Raw genomic sequence first — 20,526 nt, 5'->3', positions numbered from 1 at the left:
AAAGGACCAAGGATGATGAACGGTCAAACCATTGAAGCCAGGGATACCTTCGGTGATCATTATCGGCTGGTCGCCGCCAACGATGCCAGTGTCCCTGCCGCTGCCAAACCGCTGGAATTCAATGATAGGGTTTACGCCCGACAGTTTTTGGCGGCGTTCGACGTGCCGCCCACAAAGTGGCTTGAGTTGTTGTATTCGGTACACAGTGGCCCTCCCGTTGATCCGTACGACAGGAACCCCATCGATCTGGTGGCTACGCTGATTGTCCACAGGCGTCTCAGTGTCTACAAAGTCCCGTGCCCACACAAGCTGGCCCGGCTAGGCTTACAAACGGTGTTTCTTCAAGGCGCGACAACTGCGCTCAGGGTGATGCCACCGGTAGCGATTCCCTCCAGCGCGAGTACTAAGCCTTGCAATACGTTCGAGGAAGCCATGGCGCTGTTACAGGCGCTGGACCCCGAACCTGCGCAACTCAAGGCTATGAGCCAATTGGCCGGGCGTAACCATTGGAGCCCCGCCCAGCCAAGGCGGTCCATTGCAAGGGAGTTGCTTGAGGGCAATCTGGTGGTTGCCGAGCAGTCTGTAATACCTGCAGCCCCACCAGCAAAAGGAGATGCGATGCTGGATGCGCTGGCAGAGCCCGTAAGCCCCGCCTTGGCTCACACGCAAATTCCGGGTGTCGAAGTAGAGGCCGTCCAGCTTGCCGACGAACCGGTATGTGAGTTTGATCGACTCACCTTGCGCTGCAACCATTTTGGCGATCGCGGCTATATACTCGACGCCCTTCACGCTGAACCCAACGTCAACGGTACCGATAAAGTCATTCAGGTGCTTACCCAAGATGACGCCGATGCCGATGAGGTCAACATTGCCTTTGGGGGTTACTGCGGTAAGGGGAGCTCGGATTGCCCGGCGGTCAGCATTCGGGGTCCGGATACAGATATCACAACCGGACAAAGTCCCTATAAGCTGCGCGTTGTCCCTCCGGACAGTACACAAGAGGTCAATACCTTTACGGATTTTATCCGCAATCACCTGATCCCTAATTTTGGCGCCTTGGGCCACAACAGCTACACCATCACAACAAAGGGCTGCGATGGCATAGAATCCGCTGAGGCTATCGTGCATGCTTTTCCTACTTGGAAGTGGCAAGGCAAGGCCGCGATGGGATTTACGCCGCCAGACGGAGAGAGTTCTGAGGATACGAATGCAGGCTGGTCTCTGGGGGTAGGGCTCGCGGGTAACATCGGGACGCAACATTGGAATCTGGAATCGTCTAGCGCCAATGACCTGCGCGACTACTTTCCAGAGCTTTACGATACCGTTAAGCCGATGATCGATCGGTTAAGCAGTTTTCGGGAGGAAGGTGAGGGAAAACGGCTCACACACTTTGATGTGAAATGGCCCAGCGTTGAGCTGGCGGGAGGCGTGGAGCTACAAGAAGTTCAGCGTAGTCATCGGATCGATGTGGGCGGAACAGTAGCCCTGAGCCTTTCTCCCTTGTTGGGGGCCAACGTAAAGATTGATATTCTCGGCTGGCTTATTCGTTTCGCCGCGACCGGTTATAGCCGATTTTTGGAAGATATTCGGGCGCGTGCTGAGGAGGGGATAGGCAATGAACGGGTCGATGCGTCGGCTGTGGTTCGCATAGATCTGGAGATTTCGGGCGAACTGGCCGGAAAGCTCGAATGGAACAAAGTGGCCGGTAAGCCCTGGAATAGCAAAGACGCCGATGCCGGAGTGAGCGGAGGTGGTAGTGCCAGTCTGACCGTTGCACTGCGGGCCAAAATTCAGGCGGAGACTAGAGTGTTCTATGTCAAAGTCACCGTGGGGATGGCCATGTCAGTCGCCAGCGCCTCCAGCGAGTCAGAGGGTGTGGGCGCGGTATTCAACCTCAGTGCGACAACTCAGGGAGGAAAACCTGCGCTATCTGGCTGTGTGGAGTTTACAGGCGCGGCGATTTACTATACGTACTATGCGGAGGTGTCGAGAGAGGGACTTGCGAGTGATGACGATGTAGGTGGTGGCCGAAGGCGGCGGGGTAATTTCTTGAGAGCGGATGAAGTTTCAGTAAGAGAAAGTAATCTAAAAAAGCTTGTAGATGTATTGCCGTCCGCACGGTATCCGAAAAATGAGTATGGGTACAAATTAGATGAAATGGATTACTAGCGTACTTATTGTTTTATTAGCAACTAACAAAGCGTTTTCAGAAAAGATGGAAGGGGATGTCGTGAATGTTTTAAATGAAAAACCAGTTTTTACAGTTGATTTTGAAGCTCGTAGCCTGAGCTTCAAGGTGGTCATCAACGGAGTCTCTTTGTTCGATGAGTACTATCACGGCGGCAGTATGGCGCTAACTCTTCCGGCCAATCACTACTTTCACCCAGAAAATAATCAAGTGGGGTTTATGGTCGCTCCTCTGGATGAAAGTGGGCGGTTCAATGCCGGAGCTCTGTTGAAAGTGTCTCTAAACGTACATCCCCAAGGAGAACAGGAATCCAAAATCACGATTTTGAGCATGACGTTTAAATCAGATAGTGATGCGGAACAGGGGTACACGCTGGAGCACTCTGAGTCTGGCGGTTACCATTTCAACAATGGGCGGCTTATAGCGGGTGGTGAAGATGTCACCGTATCGGATCCTATTGTGGAAGCCGAGGGATCTTACGAAGGTGCGAAGGTTATCTATCGGAACGTGAACGCACCCAATTCATTGCCACTGTGGGCCTTTTTTAATAGTGACGTGCTACCTGACTACTACGCTGCCAGTGACGAAGATTACTACGCTGCAAGGGATAGCTTGCTTGAGGCGCATAAGGTGATACATCGCGGTATAGAAAGTAACGATATTGACAGCATTATACACCTTTTCGATGAGCGAAATAGAGAGACAGACCAGGCGTTCTATTTCGAAAAAGGCACGACAGAAGCAGGAATCAGGGGTGATCTAGAGCGAGCCGCAAGCAACGAATCGCTTACCTTGGTTCCTCTGGTACCTGATCATGTGGGTGTTGTTCAGGAGCTGAACAGGAAAATAGTCAGTCTTGATAGGGAAAATTTTGCGCCAGCGATTATGCTGCTACGCGATGAAGGCGGAGCTGCCGTATACGCATTACACTTCCGTCGAGAAGGCGGCGAATGGATTCTCACCCGCTAGAGATTCTCGTAACTATCGCGAAGGATAGCAGCCTTCACGGTGGCTTATTGCGCCAGGAGCCTCAAGTTTTAACCAGTTCACACAATGGCTGTGTGAACTGTGGCACAATGTCGCCATTGAAAATCTGACAAGGAATACAAGGAGCGTTTAACGTCATGCTGTCCTTCGCAAATCGCGCTGTTGGCGCACTTTTTTTGATTGTTGTTTTGAGTGCCTGCGGTGGCAATAGCGACAATAACCCTCTCCCCGATAACGGCAACAACCAATCGTCAAGTTCGTTGCCCGACGAGTCAGGCAACAGCTCCAGCAGTAGTTCATCAAGCTCATCCAGTGAGTCCAGCGCCAGTAGTGACTCCAGTCATAGCAGCGATTCCAGCCAAAGCAGCGACTCCAGCAGCTCGTCGTCCAGCGAGCCTGAGCCCGAGCCGGATGTGACGACGCCGGACGCGTTCAGTTTTCCCACCGTTGATGATGTACCCCCGGGTACAGAGGTTGAGTCCGAGTCGGCGACCATCACCGGAATCACTGTTCCCGTTGCGGTATCGGTCGATCAGGGTGAGTACGCAATTGATGGCGGCGAGTTCACCACCGAACCCGGCGAGATCGCATCCGGTCAATCATTGACGCTCCGCACGCAGGCGCCGGATTCTGCCAACGGCATCCGCGAAGTCACTGTCAGCGTGGGCGAGGGCGGCGCCACCTTCGTGGTGCGCACACCAGTGGATGATGTGCCCCCTGAGGTCGCGATCGTATTCCCAACGCCCACGACGGCCACCCATGCCGAGACCCTGACTGTTCGCGGCACGGCCCATGACGAGATGAGTCCCATAGCGTCAGTGACTTTGTATGTGGAGAACGACGGTGGCGTAGAAACCTACGAGGCGGGTTCCGAGAACGGGTTTGAGGTGTGGACGGCCGAGGTCACGCTCGCGCCCGGTTTGAACACAGTGTCGCTGATTGCCGCCGACGACCACGGTAACGAGACGTCGCTGGAGCAAAGCCCGGTGGTCAAGGTACATCAGCAGGCGTTTGGGGTGCCGTTTCCGGATAATGCGTTGGCGATTGGTGAACGATTTGAGCAAATGACCTACGATCCCGCGTCTGAGCGCGTTTTTGTGTCCGGCATGCGCGGAACTCACAACGAGGTGCCTAGCTATGGTTTTGTGACAGCCATTGATGTCTCAACGGGTAAGCGCTCTGAGTTCGTGGGGCCACGCCCCCCAGAGGCTGAGTATTGGCCCCTATCGATCACCGCTCTGGGTGTTGACTCGGCTCGAAATCGGCTGCTGATGGGAGAGGGTGGGGCGCTTGAGGGAGTTTACGCGGTGGACCTGGATAAGGGTGAGCTCTCACTTTTTATGGAGGGCGGCACGGGGGAGAATAGTCTGAGCCGTGCCACTAGTTTTGCGTTTAGTCGTGATGACCCAGAGACGGGGTATCTCGCGCTAATGTTTGACAGCCGTGTCTTGCAGGTGGACTTGAATACGGGCGCGCGGAGCGTGGTACTTGAGCGGGATGTGGATAAAGAACCCATTTTTTCAAGCCCAGTTTCCATAGTGTTGGACCCGAGTGACGAGGGTAGCGCCTATGTCGCAACGGATCAGGATAGGAATTCACTGCGTCGGGTTGACCTGGCGACGGGCGATAGTCAGATCGTCTCTTTTGAGGGGTACCCTCACAGTTACCTGGACGTGGCATGGCTGGAAGATATCGTGATTTCTGAGGCCGAGGGGACGCTATATGTGGGAACGAATTATATTGGACCGGTTCCGGAAGGGATGCACAGGTTTGATCCGGCATCAGGGCAGTGGACACGATTTCTGACGTTCGAGGAGGACGTCTGGGAGCATTGGAGGAGCGCCAGGATGGAGCTTCTCGACGAAGCGGGAATTATTTACCTGGCGCTCATTCACCAAGAGTCGTTTCCGACTCGCGATTTGACGTTTGGTTTGTTTGCCGTGGATATGACCACCAAGGAAATCGTAACGATATCCAAGTCTTTTTTCCCTATCGACTAACTCCCATAAACTGTTTTTGAAAACGCCCGCCGGTAGCACCGGCGGGCTGTGTAAATGACTACCCCCAAGGACGACGTTATGCGCAAGGTCAGCCGCCCCCTTTCCCCGTTTTTCAATGTCGCTCGTCACAAGCTGTATCTGGCCATGTTTGCCAGTTCACCGTTGTTACTGAGTGCTGACGCGGTTGCCGGCCCCCAGGGCGGACAGGTAGTGAGTGGCGCTGGCCAGATTCACCAGTCGGGCCCGACCACGACCATCGACCAGGCGACGGACCTGATTACGATCCAGTGGGACAGCTACAACCTTAGCCCGGAGGATGTCGTCAATTATCGGCAGCCGGGGCGGGAATCGGTCGCGCTCAACTTTATCCTGGACCACAGTGGCTCCGAGATTTTGGGGCAGATCAATGCCAACGGTCAGGTAGTGCTTGTCAATCCCAATGGCATCGTCTTTGGTGAAGGCGCGCAAGTGAATGTGGGGGGGCTGATCGCCAGCGGCCTGAGTGTCAATGCGGACGATTTCTTGAATGGCGAGGTGACTTTCTCGTCCCTCGAAGGCACCGCTGGCCATGTGATCAACCGGGGCATTATCGAGGCTGCATCCGGTGGGTCCGTCACCCTTTTGGGGCGGGAAGTGCGCAACGAAGGCGTGGTGTCTGCACACCTGGGCGCGATCAATCTGGCGGCGGGACACCAGGCGGTGGTGACCTTTGACGACGCCGGTTTAATGGGCGTACGGGTGACTGACGCGATACTTCAGGATGAGCTCGGGGTCGATCCGGCGCTGGTGAACAGTGGGCAGTTGACCGCCGCCGGAGGTAGGGTGCTGATGAGCGCAAGTGCCAGCCGGGATGTGTTTTCCCAAGCGGTCAATACGGGTGATCTGGCGCAAGCCCGCAGCGTGGTGATGCACGATGACGGCAGCTATACCCTGGGCGCCGGCGCGGATGTCGTCAACACCGGTGATATCAGCGTTAGCCACTCGGAGATGGCCGGCAGTGCCGTCCTGCTGGGAGAGCAGGTTTCACAGAGCGGAACCATTGTGGCTGACACCGGTACAGTGGATGCGGGCCACATTGAACTGCACGCGCGGGATACGCTGGTTGCCAAGGGCGATGGGCTTATCAGCGCGTCCTCTGCCGTTTCCGGGCAAGGGGGCGAGGTCAAGTTGCTCGGCCACCAGGTGGGGTTGTTTGATCAGGCTCAGGTGCAGGCGACGGGTGCACTCGGCGGCGGCTCAATTTACGTGGGGGGAGACTATCAGGGCGAAAACCCGTACCTGCCCAATGCCTTTCGCACCCTGGTGGCGCCGGCTGCGCGTATCGATGCCAGCGCGACGCTGGATGGCGATGGTGGGCAGATGATTGTTTGGGCCGATGACCTGACCCGGTTTTACGGGGATATCTTTGGGGTTGGGCGTGGCTCAGGAAAAGGCGGTTTTGCGGAAGTGTCCGGTAAGCGGTTTCTGGCATTTCGGGGTTCTGCGGACATGTCGGGGGCGGCGGGGGCTGGGCAGTTGCTGTTGGATCCAACGGATATCGTGATTAACACCCATGGGGGGACTGTCTCTGAGCCGGTCGTTGATTTTGATAAGCCTGACGATGAGGGCTCCGACCGGTTCACGATATCATCGAGCGCTTTGCGTTTGCTGTTGACTTCGGGCGAAAATGGGGGCAGTCATGTCATCTTACGTGCGCTGAGAGATATCAATTTTGAAAGTATTGTTAATGCGGAAACTGCCAGCGGAAGCCTGACCCTCGAAGCCGGACAATCTGTCAACTTCAATCAAGGTGTGAACATCGGGAGCGCCGACCTTTCGGTGATCGCTGGCCACATCAACTGCGGGGAAATCGGCGCCTCTGCCTGTATGGGCACTGACGGAAGTCGTGGGGTAACCTTGGCCGCGAATGAAACCATAACCACAACCGGCACCCTAACCTTCAACGCCAGCGACTTTATCAACATCGGTGGCACCCTCAATACCGGCAGCGCAACACTCACCTCCGCCAATGCGATAGACATTAACAATAGTGCCACCATCAATGCCACATCGGGCGACGTAACCTTCACCGCGGGTCATAACCTGCTCGTCACTGCCCCGCTAAACGCGAACGGTGATTTGCTGATCGAGGGAAACTTGAGTACGCAGGGTGGCGATGTCGTCCTGAACACAACCGGGCTGGTGCGCGTGTTTGGTGATGCGAGAACCCACGGCGGGAATTTTACGGTAGGTAGCGCTTCTGATCCGCTTGCGCGCCCCAGCGGATTTATCAGCTATGAAGCGGCGGGGCGAGTTGGCACTATCAACACGGGCACGGCCATTCTGGGTCCCGATCCGTCGAATAATCGTAGGGTGGCTGGGCATATTCAGATTTATTCGGGTGGTGATGTTGATCTCGGTGCTCTCAACCTGAGTTACAGCTACGCCGATGTCGACGCACACGGCGGCGCCGAGCGCACGGGCTCAATTTTCGTCGAAGCGGCAGGCGATTTTTTACTGGGGCAGGCGTTCAATTTTAACGACACCGGTCCGCGCTCGGCTAGCGGTGATTCCCATGGCGCCGATGAAGTGAGTTTTACCGTCAATGCTGGCGGAAAGATTACCCTGGACGCCGAAATCTATGACTTTTTCGGTGACCAGCGTGACGCACTCAACGTCGATCTGACGGCCGGGGGCGATATTGCCCTTAACGCCTCGGTGTATACCGCGGGCGGCAATCTGTTCCTGACGGGCGAGCGTATTGTTTTTGCCGGCAATACCCTCCTCAGCACCGCGCGGGCGCGCAGCGGAAATTTTATCGGCGATGATAATTCGCCTGACGCGGGCTGGTCTACCGGTAGCAACATCACCCTGACTGCTCAAAACGATATGGCGCTGGGCCAAGTGGAGGCCGGGGGAACTTGTAATCACGTGTTGTGCGAGGGCCGTCTGACGCTGTCCGGTCTGGACGCTGAGGGGGCTGTGTCGGTCACCCGGAACCCGGACACTTACCTGACCGTCGCTGGCGACCTGGTGCTCGATGGCGGCCTGGGTGATGTATCGTTACGCAGTCTGTCTGATGTGCGTATCGACGTACGCGCGTCTCTGGGCGGCCAATTGTCTGTCGATACATCCGGAGCTCAAGGACAGAACGCGGGCGACATTGTGTTGACGTCTGGGCACGCCTTGTCGATTGATGAGTTGATCGCCAATGGCGGTGCCGCCTCGACCAGTGGATCGCCGCGGCCAGGCTATGATGGCGGTCGTATTACCATAGACGCCGCGAGCGTCCACCTCTTCGGTGCAATTTCCTCCCAGGGCAGTGCACGCGGCTCCGGTGGTGGGGCGGCGCCTGACGGCAGCCCCAACAGTGTCACGCTCCACGGCCCTCTCTACGCGGCGTCGTCGGAGGCGCGCATCACCGCAGGCGATATCCACTTGAGCAGCACGGTCGATGGCACCGAGGAGGGACCCAATAGCCTGGTAGTGACGGGCCGCAACATCACCTTTGAGGATACGCTGGGGGCAACCCATACCCTTGATGCCATGACGGTGAACGCCTCCGAATCGGTCACCTTCAACGGCAGTGCGTTCGTCGAGGGCCAGAGCATTCACGTCCAGGGCACCGGGAGCGCGGCTGATCGACGCCTGTCGGCGACCGGCACCGAGAATCACTGGCTACTGTATAAAGATTCTGACGCCGAGGGCGAACCGGACAACACCCTCAACGGAGAAGTGACCTTTTCCGGTTTCTACGCGTTGGTTGGCGGCGGCCACAACGACACCTTTGACGTGCGTTTGTCCGATGCGGCATTCAGGCTTGATGGCGGCGGGGGAGAGAACACCCTGAATGCCTATGCAGACGGGAGCAATCACTGGCGGCTGGACGACGACGGGCATAGTCTGATCCAAGGCGATGGCGAAATCTTTTTTGAACAGATCGACCGACTGGTGGGCGCCGGCAGCGATACCCTGGCGGGCAATGACCACAACGCCCACTGGGAGATCACCGGGGCCGGTGAAGGCAACCGCGTTGCCAACGGCGAAACGGTGACGTTTGAAGGCATGGCAACGCTGACCGGTGGCGACGGAAGCGATCACTTCGTTCTTAGAGCCGATGGCGTTATTGGCGCGCTCTACGGTAATCCCTCGGGTTCGATCGCTGATGCCGTGAATACCCTGACGGTAATGAGCGCTCAAGGCAGCGGCCAACAGTGGACGGTTGCGGGCAATGGCAGCGGCAGCGTGACTGACCGGGTCGGCAGCTTTACCGATGTGACACAGTTTGTGGGCGATGAGGGCAATGACCATTTTGTTCTCACCGGCACAGGCCGTGAACTGACCTTTACCGGCGGCGCTGGAGCCAACAGCCTCACCCTGGCCGACGGCAACAATCACTGGCAATTGAACGACGCTTACGCTGGCAGCGTGGCGCTTGATGAAGACGGAGAGGCCGGCGCGTTGCGGGCCACCTTCAATGGTGTGGCTACCTTGGCCGGCGCCGGGAGCGATACCCTGGTGAGTGACGCTGGTAACCAGCGTTGGAGCGGGGGTAGCGGCGATGCATGGCAACTCTTTAGCGCCGATACTGACGAGCGCCTGGCTGACATCAGCGGCATGGCGGCGCTGGTGGGTGGCGCTGCCAATGACACGTTTGTTGTCGGCGCGGCGACCGGCGAGATCGCTATCAGTGGCGGTGGCGGAAGTGACAACCACCTGAACCTGAGCGCTCTGGCGGGCGAGCTGGTGGTAAGCGTTGACAACGCCGAGGCCGACTGGACGTTGAGCCAGATTCAAACGGTGACCGGAAACGGTACTCAGTCAACGTTCTTGGGGCAGGATCAAGACGCCCGTTGGGACATTGACGGCGATGGTGACGGCTGTGTAGGCGCGCTCGGGTGCGATGCGGAAAGCATCCGCTTTGAGGGCTTTGGCGCTTTAACGGGCGGCGGTGAAGACGATGCATTTTACCTGCGCACGGACGCCATTACCGACCTGAAAATCCGGGGCGGTGAAGGCAGTAACCGGTTGTTTGCGCACAGCCAGGACAACCAATGGCTGCTGGGCGAAGAGACCCATAGCCTGAACGGCAGCCTGATTTTCTCGTCTCTTCAGCGGATTTATGGCGGTGCCGGCGATGATCACTTCCGGGTGACTGGTACTGGCCCGGTGCCGGAAATCTCCGGCTTTGACCCCGAGGCCGGTGCTTCGGGCAGCAACACTCTCCGGGTCGATGCGGCGGCCGACAGCGTGCTTGACTGGACCCTGACGAGCCAGGGCGAAGGCACCGTAGGCAATCCTGATGACGGTCGTGTCATCCAGTTTGTGGGTATTCACAACTTACACGGCAGTGAGGCCAACGACCACTTCGTGGTGCAGGCCGGCGCGAGTCTCTCAGGGCGAATCGATGGCGGTACGGGCGAAAACACGCTGTTTAACCATGTGGCTGATAGCCACTGGAACTTGAGCGACGAAGAGGCTTTCTCTGGGGACCTGAATACCGGCTCGGCTGATGTCATTCCGTTCAGTGACATTCACAGACTGGGTGGCAGTGGCTCTGACAGTCTCCATGCCCGCGCAGCCCAGAACAACCATTGGCGTGCGGGTGATGACGGTGACTGGTGGTTGAGCGAGGACTCGGCCGAAGCTGACGACCGCTTGACGTTCTCTGGAATGCACCAATGGATCGGCGGTGCACAGGACGACCGCTTTGTTATTGCTGCTGACGATGGCTTTGCTGGCACACTAATTGGCGCTGGCGGCGATAACCGGTTGACCTATACGGGCGCAGGGATTGATTGGGCACTTGATGATGTGACGGCAGCGTCTGGTCAGTTTGATGGCAACAGTTTTGTCGGTATTCGCACCCTGGAATCTGCTATCGGCGAGAGCCGTTTGACGGTCAATGATTCCGCCACGAATGTGTGGACATTGACTGACGCATTGAGTGGCCATTTGGTGCCGGGCGGGGATGCGCAGCACCGAATAGATTTTCTGGGCATGCGCGACCTGGTCGGTGGCGCGGGCTCAGATACCTTTCGCGCCGAGGACCTGAGTGCGGCTCAGCTCCGTGCTTTTGGTCAAATCGATGGCGGTGCCAACAGCGGCGCGGTGACCAACCGACTGCTGCTCGATAACATGATCCCCGGTGAAGTGCTGGATATCAGCTTGGGCGATCATGGCGATGTCGATCTGAATATCGCGCATTTTAATGTGGTGCGCGCTCCTCTTGCGCTTGATACCCAAACCGAGTTCAGCACTCTGCGCGGTCATACTGAACACGCGTACCACTGGGATATCACCGGTACCAATGCCGGTACCTTGCGCTGGAGCGATGGGAAAGAGGATCACACGCTGACGTTTGATGGCTTTGGCAATCTGATGGGCGGCGACCAGTCAGACACCTTCCTGTTGCGCGACCAGGCCCACATTACCGGTCTGATCGATGGTCGAGGTGGCATTAACGTGCTCGATTACTCTCAGTATCAGGGTGACAGAGTTATTGAGGTTGGGGGCGATCTGTCCACCGGTAACCTCACGATTCGCAACATCAACGGCGTCGTGGGTAATAATGACGGCTCGAGCGATGCCAGCTTCAACAGCACCCTGAAGATTGCCGACGGCGTTGGCACCGACAACACCTGGACCATCGGGGAGCTGTCAGAGGTTGACGGCAGCGACGGGATCAACGACGGTCAGGTGACCACCAGTGATGGCGAGACCTTTTACTTTCTGAACGTGAATCGTCTGGTAGGGGGCAGTGGGAACGACAGCTTCCGGCTGGAAGGAGACGGCTTTATCTCCGGCTCCATTTCGGGCGGCAGTGGTGAAAACAGCATCGACACGGTGAACGCGACCCGTGACCAACATTTCTCCCTCACGGCGCGAAGCGGCGCCACCGAAATTGATGGCATTGCGTTGATCACCGCCAACACTCACGCATCTAACCGTTTGAGTGCCGCCGACACCGACAACACGTGGACAGTGACCGGCAATACCGAGGGAACGTTAAACGATGGTTTGACGTTTGTTGGCATTCAGCACCTGCACGGCGGCAGCGGCGCAGACAGTTTTGTCCTGAACGACGAAGGGGCGGTGAGTCGCATCGACGGCGGTGGTACGGCTGCGGGCAACACGCTGAGCCTCAGTGCCAGTAACCTCGACCTGAGTCTGTCCCTGAACACCGAGCACCCGGACGATCTGTTGATCACCGCTATCGGCGCCATCCATGGCAACGCCAACCAATCCCAGCGTCTGCGCGCTGAGGATCGCGACAACGATTGGCAGGTGACGGCGGTTGGTGCCGGTACTCTGAACGATGATCTGACCTTTACCGGCCTCCACGCCTTGCTCGGCGGAACCGGGGACGATCACTTTACGCTGGCCGAAGGTGCACGGGTACAAGGGCTGCTGGATGGCGGTGCAGGCGAGAACACCCTGGCCGTGCAGGGCCCTGACAATCAATGGTATATCGGGGCGGCTTCCCTCGTGAATGGCGATCAGGCCTTTACCGGCTTTCAGCATCTGGTTGGTGAACTGGGTGATAACACCTTCACCCTGGATGTTGGCCAGAGTCTGAGCAGCATCACCGGCTCTGAGTCCGGTCGCAACACCCTGACGGTGCGCAGCAATGCCGGTGCAGAGCACCACTGGGAGGTCACCGACGTGGGCGCCGGGCAGGTGCACAATCGCGTCGGGCACTTTAGTCACATCACCGAACTGGTCGGGGGTGAGGGCGACGATACATTCACCCTGGGCACCGCGGGTTTTATCCGCGACGGAATCCACGGCACCGGTGGTGACAATGCATTGCAATCAGGGCACGCCAACGCCGAGTGGGCTTTGGCCGACAATCAGGCCCACGCCGGCGAGCTGACCCACGATGGGCGCGGCTCTTTGACGTGGACCGGCATGCAGACCCTCACCGGCAGTGGTACGGATACGCTGCGTGCTCGCGCCGGGCAAGACAACCATTGGCGCTCGCACACGGACAGCGACGCCTGGGAACTGAGCCAGACTGGGGACAACGCTGATCGCATTCTGTTCGGCGGTATGGACCGCTGGATCGGCGGTGATCAGGCTGACAATTTTGTGGTGGGTGGTTACAGCGGATCGCTGCAACTGGACGCCGGCGATGGTGATAACCGCCTAGAGGTACACGGTAGTGGCCACTGGCTGCTGTCGGACACCTTCGACGGGACGTTCGGCAGCCGCATCGCCTTTACCGATATTCGTCAACTGCATGCCGATCAGGGCGTTCATCACCTGACCGGAAGCGCGCACAACAACCATTGGACTCTGGACGATAGCCACGCGGGTTCATTGGGCGTCGACGGTAGCACTGATCGCCTGGTGTTCTCCGGTATCAGCGAGGTGCGCGGCAACAGCGGTGACGACCGCTTCGTTATAGCGGGCCCGACGTTGTTTGTTGGCGACGTGCACGGGGGCGCTGGCCACAATATCCTGGATGTGAGCGCCGACGGCTTTGACTGGCAGTTGTCCAGTTTGACGGCGGGTACTTTTAACGGCCAGGCCTTCAGTGGTATGCGCGAGCTTACGGCACAAGGCGAAAATCACCGCCTACTTGGGGCGAACATTGATACCGATTGGACACTGACGGCTGGGCAGTCCGGTCAGATGGCATCGCCCCAAAATCCGGATGAGCATACGCTGTTCTTTGGCATGCGCGACCTGATCGGTGGCGCGGGCTCAGATACCTTTCGCGCTCAGGGCCTGAGTGCGACCCAGCTCAGTGCTTTTGGTCGAATCGATGGTGGTGCCAACAGCGGCGCGGTGACCAACCGACTGCTGCTCGATAACATGATCCCCGGTGAAGTGCTGGATATCAGCTTGGGCGATCATGGCGATGTTGATCTGAATATCGCGCACTTTAATGTGGTGCGCGCTCCTCTTGCGCTTGATACCCAAACCGAGTTCAGCACTCTGCGCGGTCATACCGAACACGCGTACCACTGGGATATTACCGGCATCAATGCCGGCACCTTGAGTTGGCGCGACGAGGGGCGGGACCACACGTTGGTATTCAACGGTTTTGGCAATCTGATGGGTGGCGACCAGTCAGACACCTTCCTGTTGCGCGACCAGGCTCACATTACCGGTCTGATCGATGGTCGCGGTGGCATTAACGTGCTCGATTACTCTCTGTATCAGGGTGACAGAGTTATTGAGGTTGGAGGCGATCTGTCCACCGGTAACCTCAATATTCGCAACATTAACGGTGTCGTGGGCAATAACGATGGCTCGGACTCGGCTCGCTTTAACAGTACTCTTAAGATTGCTGACAACCTTGGCACAGACAACACCTGGATCATCGGAGAGCTGTCAGATGTCAATGGCAGTGACGGGATCAACGACGGTCAGGTGACTACCAGTGATGGCGAGACCTTCTATTTTCTGAACATGAATCGCCTGGTAGGGGGCGGCGGCGACGACAGCTTCCTGCTCGAAGGTGAGGGCGTTATCTCCGGCTCCATCTCTGGCGGCGGGGGCGACAACAGCATTGACACTCTGGGCGCGACCCGTGGCCATCACTTTTCTTTGCGGGCGGACACGCCCGGCGCCACTGAAATAACCGCCATTGGACAGATCACGGCCAATGAGGTCGAGCACAATCGTTTGAGTGCGGCCAACACGAACAACACGTGGACAGTGACTGAGTCGGGGCGTGGGTCGCTCAATACCAGCCTGCACTTTACTGGCATTCAGCACCTGCACGGCGGCAGCGGCGCAGACAGTTTTGTCCTGAACGACGAAGGGGCGGTGAGTCGCATCGACGGCGGTGGTACGGCTGCGGGTAACACGCTGAGCCTGAGTGCCAGTAACCTCGACCTGAGCCTTTCCCTGAACACCGAGCACCCGGACGATCTGTTGATCACCGCCATCGGCGCCATCCATGGCAACGCCAACCAATCCCAGCGTCTGCGCGCTGAGGATCGCGACAACGATTGGCAGGTGACGGCGGTTGGTGCCGGTACTCTGAACGATGATCTGACCTTTACCGGCCTCCACGCCTTGCTCGGCGGAACCGGGGACGATCACTTTACGCTGGCCGAAGGTGCACGGGTACAAGGGCTGCTGGATGGCGGTGCAGGCGAGAACACCCTGGCCGTGCAGGGCCCTGACAACCAATGGTATATCGGGGCGGCTTCCCTCGTGAATGGCGATCAGGCCTTTACCGGCTTTCAGCATCTGGTTGGTGAACTGGGTGATAACACCTTCACCCTGGATGTTGGCCAGAGTCTGAGCAGCATCACCGGCTCTGAGTCCGGTCGCAACACCCTGACGGTGCGCAGCAATGCCGGTGCAGAGCACCACTGGGAGGTCACCGACGTGGGCGCCGGGCAGGTGCACAATCGCGTCGGGCACTTTAGCCACATCACCGAACTGGTCGGGGGTGAGGGCGACGATACATTCACCCTGGGCACGGCGGGTTTTATCCGCGACGGAATCCACGGCACCGGTGGTGACAATGCATTGCAATCAGGGCACGCCAGCGCCGAGTGGGCTTTGGCCGACAATCAGGCCCACGCCGGCGAGCTGACCCACGATGGGCGCGGCTCTTTGACGTGGACCGGCATGCAGACCCTCACCGGCAGTGGTACGGATACGCTGCGTGCTCGCGCCGGGCAAGACAACCATTGGCGCTCGCACACGGACAGCGACGCCTGGGAACTGAGCCAGACTGGGGACAACGCTGATCGCATTCTGTTCGGCGGTATGGACCGCTGGATCGGCGGTGACCAGGCTGACAATTTTGTGGTGGGCAGCTACACCGGGTCGGTGCAAATAGAGGGCGGTGGCGGCGACAATCAACTCGAAGTGTACGGCAGCGGCCAGTGGCTGTTGTCGGATACCTTCGACGGCGCGTTCGAGAACCGTATTATCTTTACTGATATTCATCAATTACGTGCCCGTCACGGCGTGCACCGTCTGACCGGTAGTGCGCACGACAATCACTGGCTGCTGAACGATAGCCATGCTGGCTCGTTGGGTGTCCTCGGTAGTGATGACCGACTGCTATTTTCCGGTATCAGTGAAGTGCGCGGCAATAGCGGTAACGACCGCTTCGTTATAGCGGGCCCGACGTTGTTTGTTGGCGACGTGCACGGCGGCGCTGGCCACAATACCCTGGATGTGAGCGCCGACGGCTATGACTGGCAGTTGTCCAGTTTGACGGCGGGTACTTTTAACGGCCAGGCCTTCAGTGGTATGCGCGAGCTTAGGGTACGAGGTGACAACCACCGCCTGCTGGGGACGAACACCAACACCGACTGGACCCTCAGTGGCGCTCAAGCGGGATGGTTGGCAGCGCCCGGAAGCCCGGACGAGCGCACGTTGTTTTCCGGCATGCGCGACCTGATAGGCGGGACCGGTGATGATCGCTTTCAGGCGCTCCCCGGACTCACTGCCGAGGCCTTGGCAGGTTACACGCTTATCGACGGCGGGGCGGGCGGTTACAACACGCTCAATCTCATTCAGGTCGACGATGCACCGCTGGATATCAGCCTTGGCGCCCACCCGGCTGACGCTCTCAACCCTATACAGGTGCGGCACTTCTCGGTGCTTGATGCCAGTGCTCAAAGTAATCGGCTGCGCGGTGCACCGGATATCGCGTATCAATGGCGTATCACCGGCGTTGACCAGGGAGAGTTACTTTGGCGCGATGCGGAATCGAATGATTGGCAGATGCAGTTCAGTGGTTTTGGCTATCTGTACGGGGGCAATGTCGGCGACCGCTTTACAGTTCTCGATCAAGGGAGCTTGAGCGGCGCTATCGACGGCATGGGCGGGACCAACCTGCTTGATTTGTCTACCCGCCAAGACGACGTACTGGTGGTGCTGGGCGACTTGTCCGACAACGAGTCGGGTCTGAGTATCAGTCAGATTAACGGCATTATCGGTAACCACGACGCCAGTGACGCCAACAGCTTCAATAGCACCCTGCGGGTAGGCAGTGCCGGGCAGGCGGGCGCAGATTACCAGTGGCGGATCGAAGCACTGACCGAGCTGGCGGATATCGTCGATAGCGATGGCATCAATGACGGCCGCTACCGGGCGGGCAGTGCGGATGAGATTGCGTTTGTGAACTTCAATATTCTCGAAGGCAGCGAGGGCAACGACACCTTTACCTTTGTAGAGGGCGGCCAGGTTACCGGACGAATCGACGGAGTGGGGGGCGACAACACCTACGACGCCTCGAACGCGACCGCCGTGCATGCCGTGCGCCTCGGCGTTGAGGGCGAGGGTGTGCGTCTGGAGGGCATTGGGACCCTTCTTGCCTCGGGTGCCTACGACAACCGGTTGAAGGCAGCCGATGGCAACAACCACTGGCGCTTGAGGGAGACTCTCAGTGACCTGAATGATGAGCTCAGGTTCTCCGGCTTCTCGTCACTGATTGGCGGAGCGAATGACGATGCTTTCTTATTTGAGGCCGGTGCGAATGTAAGCCGGATCTCGGGAGGCGGCGGCGATAATAGGGTGGATCTGACGGCGCTGGTGGATGGGCTTGATATTTCGCTCGACGAGCAGGTCCCGGCCGATCTGATGGTCGACAACATTCACCAACTGAGTGCGACGTCGGATGCCGGGCATACCTTGATAGGGGCCGCACAGAGTAATCGTTGGCGTATCGATGGCCGCAATGCCGGTGATTTGAATGAGCACCTGGTGTTTTCGGGTATCGCGTCTCTGCAGGGCGGCAGTGCTGACGATCACTTTTTCGTCGTTGGCAATGGCGAACTGACCGGGCAACTTGACGGAGGCGCTGGCCATAATCGCCTGGATCTACACGGACTTGACGAGGCGCGCGCGCTGACCCTGAGCTTAGCCCCCGATCAGGGCGCGGATCTACGGCTCGCGAATATTCAGCTAATTGATGCTCCCAATGCCGCCGAGCACCGGCTGAAAGCCCAAAACCAGAACAACCAGTGGACATTGACGGGGCACAATCAGGGCCAGCTAAACGACCTTGCTTTTACCGGCATCGGGTGGTTGATTGGCGCTGACCAGGATGACCATTTTGTCTTTCAGCGCGGTGCCAGCCTTAGCGGCTACCTGGATGGCCGCGGTCACAGTGACGGAAACCGCCTGAACGTTGCCGAGTTGGCCGACGCGGTAGTGGTGTACGGCGAGTCCGGCGAGGTCCGGAACATTCAGCACCTGCGGGGGAATGACAGTGATACTCGCTTGATCGGACTGGATGCGAACAACCAGTGGCGTCTGAACGACGGGCAGAACCGAGGTACGCTCAACAGTGGACTGGCATTTGAGGGCGTCACGGATTTGCAGGGCGGCGACGGTGGCAACAGCTTCTATCTCACCGGCGGTACCGTGACCGGTGGTCTGACGGGTGGGCGCGGTGACGACAATTTTGAACTGACCGTGGCTCAGGACATGCAGGGCCGGGTTGTCATCGACGGAGGCGAAGGCGGCGACAATCGTATCCTGATTACGGGTGGTGGCAGTGGTTACCACACGGAGTACCGCGCGAGTCACGACGGGCGCGAACGCATGACTTACACCAGTGCGAATGACGCGGTTTACGCATTGGTGTTCTCGGGCATTGATCGTTTCGAAGATCGGGCGCGCGCGGACTGGCTGCGCCTGACCAGCAGCCCCGAGCGCGATAACCTGACTTTGTGGAATCAGGGCTATCAGGTGGAAGGGCTTACCGAGTTGACCTGGCGTAACAAGGCTAACCTCTTGATAGCCGCAGGTATCGATGATCAACTGATGCTGTCGGGCGCTATTGATGTTCCGGGCACGCTCGATATTCGCAATGCCCATGTCATGTCCGAGGGCGATCAGCACCGGTTGGTGGCACAACAGTTGCGGCTTACGGGGGTCACGCAATTCGGCAGTGCTGAGCAGGCGATTGCAACGGATGTCGCGCAGCTGAGTGCGGCAGTTGAGGGGGGGCTGTTTCTGCACAACGATGGCCCCTTGGTCATTCATGACCTTGATCTGGGCGGGCCTGGCACCATTGACGCCATGGGCACCATCACCGGCGAAGGTACGCTCCGGAGTTATGACTTGCTCTCGTTCAATGCTCATCGCGGTGATCTGCTGCTGTTGGGGGACAACCGCTTTCGGGGTGAGCTCGCGTTGAGCGCGGAAAATGCTATCCACGTCGCCAGCGCCGGCAACCTGCAATTGGGCGATGTCCGTGCTGAACGGATGACCCTCGCGGTGGAAGGTGATGTCGTGGGCCAGGGCGTCGTGGCGCTCGAAACGCTCAACGTCCAGCGAGCCGGCGATATCTACCTGATGGATGGCGCCAACACCCTGGGTCGGTTAAGGGTAGACCGGGCCGAAGAGCTGCGTTTGACCAGCGCACGCGATCTGACCGTTGAGGCCATTGAAGCTGACGGCGCCGTTGCGCTGACTGCACACGCCCTGGAACAGCAAGGTCAGATTCAGGCGGGGGGCAGTGTTCGCATAGACGCAGAGCAAAGCATTCGTATGAGTCAGAGTACGATAACCCAAACGACCAATGGCTCTATCGAGTACCTCGCCGGTGACGACATTCACATTGCCCGTATTCTCGCCGGTGCCGGCGACATTCGGTTGCGCTCGGGCGGGGCGGTGAACAATGTCCGTTCGGATAGTGAAAACCTGAGCGCGCGCGGGTTGACTATTGAAAGTGACCAGGGGGTGGGCGCTGACCAGCGCCTGGTGTTGGCCGTCGAGAACCTGTGGCTGACCAACCGGACCGGTACGGTTGCGCTGGAGAACAGTGGCGATATCACCATTGAGCGGCTGGCCAACAATGGCAGTATCAGTTTGCGGAACGATGGGCATATGCAACTCGACGGTCGCGAAGGGCCTATGTTTGACGGGGGCTCTGATGATGCCGTGCAGGCTGGTGGCACCGTCAACGCCAACTATGATACTGGCACGCTCAGTATCACAATTACCGGTGGCGACCTGACGGCACTGGGCCCGGTAAATAGTGAACAGCCTGACCTGGTTGCTCGCAGCGGCAGTATCGTGGTGGCAGGTAACATCGGTGCGCCCAATCGCCCGCTGGTGATGTATTTCAATAATGATCTGTTTCTACAGGGCCTGCGCAGCTGGCCTCCGGTCTGGGGTTTTGGTGAGCGGCCAACAACGGTAGACAACCAATCGACCATTCAGGTCAACCAACAGGATCTGTTGCGTGCCGGAGGCGAGCAGATGGTAGAAGTGGAAAATCTGGTGGATATCGATCCGGCGGTTTTTACCGAGGTGCGCAACTACTTTTTTGATGCGATCTCCATTCTTATGCCTGCCGATCAACGCTATGAAGATGACGACCAGTACTCACTGGGTTACTAAACGGAGATCAATTCCACAAAACGGAAGCTGTACGAG

General features: G+C 58.2%; 4 protein-coding genes. All 4 read left to right on the top strand.

Going from position 1 to position 20,526, the window contains the following annotated elements; genetic code table 11:
- Positions 1 to 12: 12 nt before the first annotated feature.
- The 4 genes from DKW72_RS10825 (at position 13) to DKW72_RS10810 (ending at position 20,490) form a co-directional block, all read left to right on the top strand.
- Positions 13 to 2,169 carry a hypothetical protein gene (locus DKW72_RS10825; protein WP_111642389.1) on the top strand — a complete coding sequence of 719 codons (2,157 nt, stop codon included), beginning with the start codon at positions 13 to 15 and terminating at the stop codon, positions 2,167 to 2,169.
- On the top strand, positions 2,153 to 3,157 hold the full coding sequence (locus DKW72_RS10820) for a hypothetical protein (RefSeq protein ID WP_111642388.1): 1,005 nt from the start codon (positions 2,153 to 2,155) through the stop codon (positions 3,155 to 3,157). Before DKW72_RS10825 ends, DKW72_RS10820 begins: the two co-directional genes overlap by 17 nt.
- A 155-nt stretch (positions 3,158 to 3,312) precedes the next feature.
- Positions 3,313 to 5,175 carry a hypothetical protein gene (locus DKW72_RS10815; RefSeq protein WP_157960464.1) on the top strand — a complete coding sequence of 621 codons (1,863 nt, stop codon included), beginning with the start codon at positions 3,313 to 3,315 and terminating at the stop codon, positions 5,173 to 5,175.
- Positions 5,176 to 5,229: 54 nt separating this feature from the next.
- A complete protein-coding gene (locus DKW72_RS10810) occupies positions 5,230 to 20,490 on the top strand; it encodes a two-partner secretion domain-containing protein (RefSeq protein ID WP_111642386.1) in 15,261 nt (5,086 codons plus the stop codon).
- Positions 20,491 to 20,526 lie beyond the last annotated feature (36 nt).

Origin of the sequence: Marinimicrobium alkaliphilum, assembly GCF_003259155.1 — a bacterium.
Taxonomy (GTDB): Bacteria; Pseudomonadota; Gammaproteobacteria; order Pseudomonadales; family Cellvibrionaceae; genus Marinimicrobium_A; species Marinimicrobium_A alkaliphilum.
This window is presented reverse-complemented; position numbering and strand designations above follow the sequence as displayed.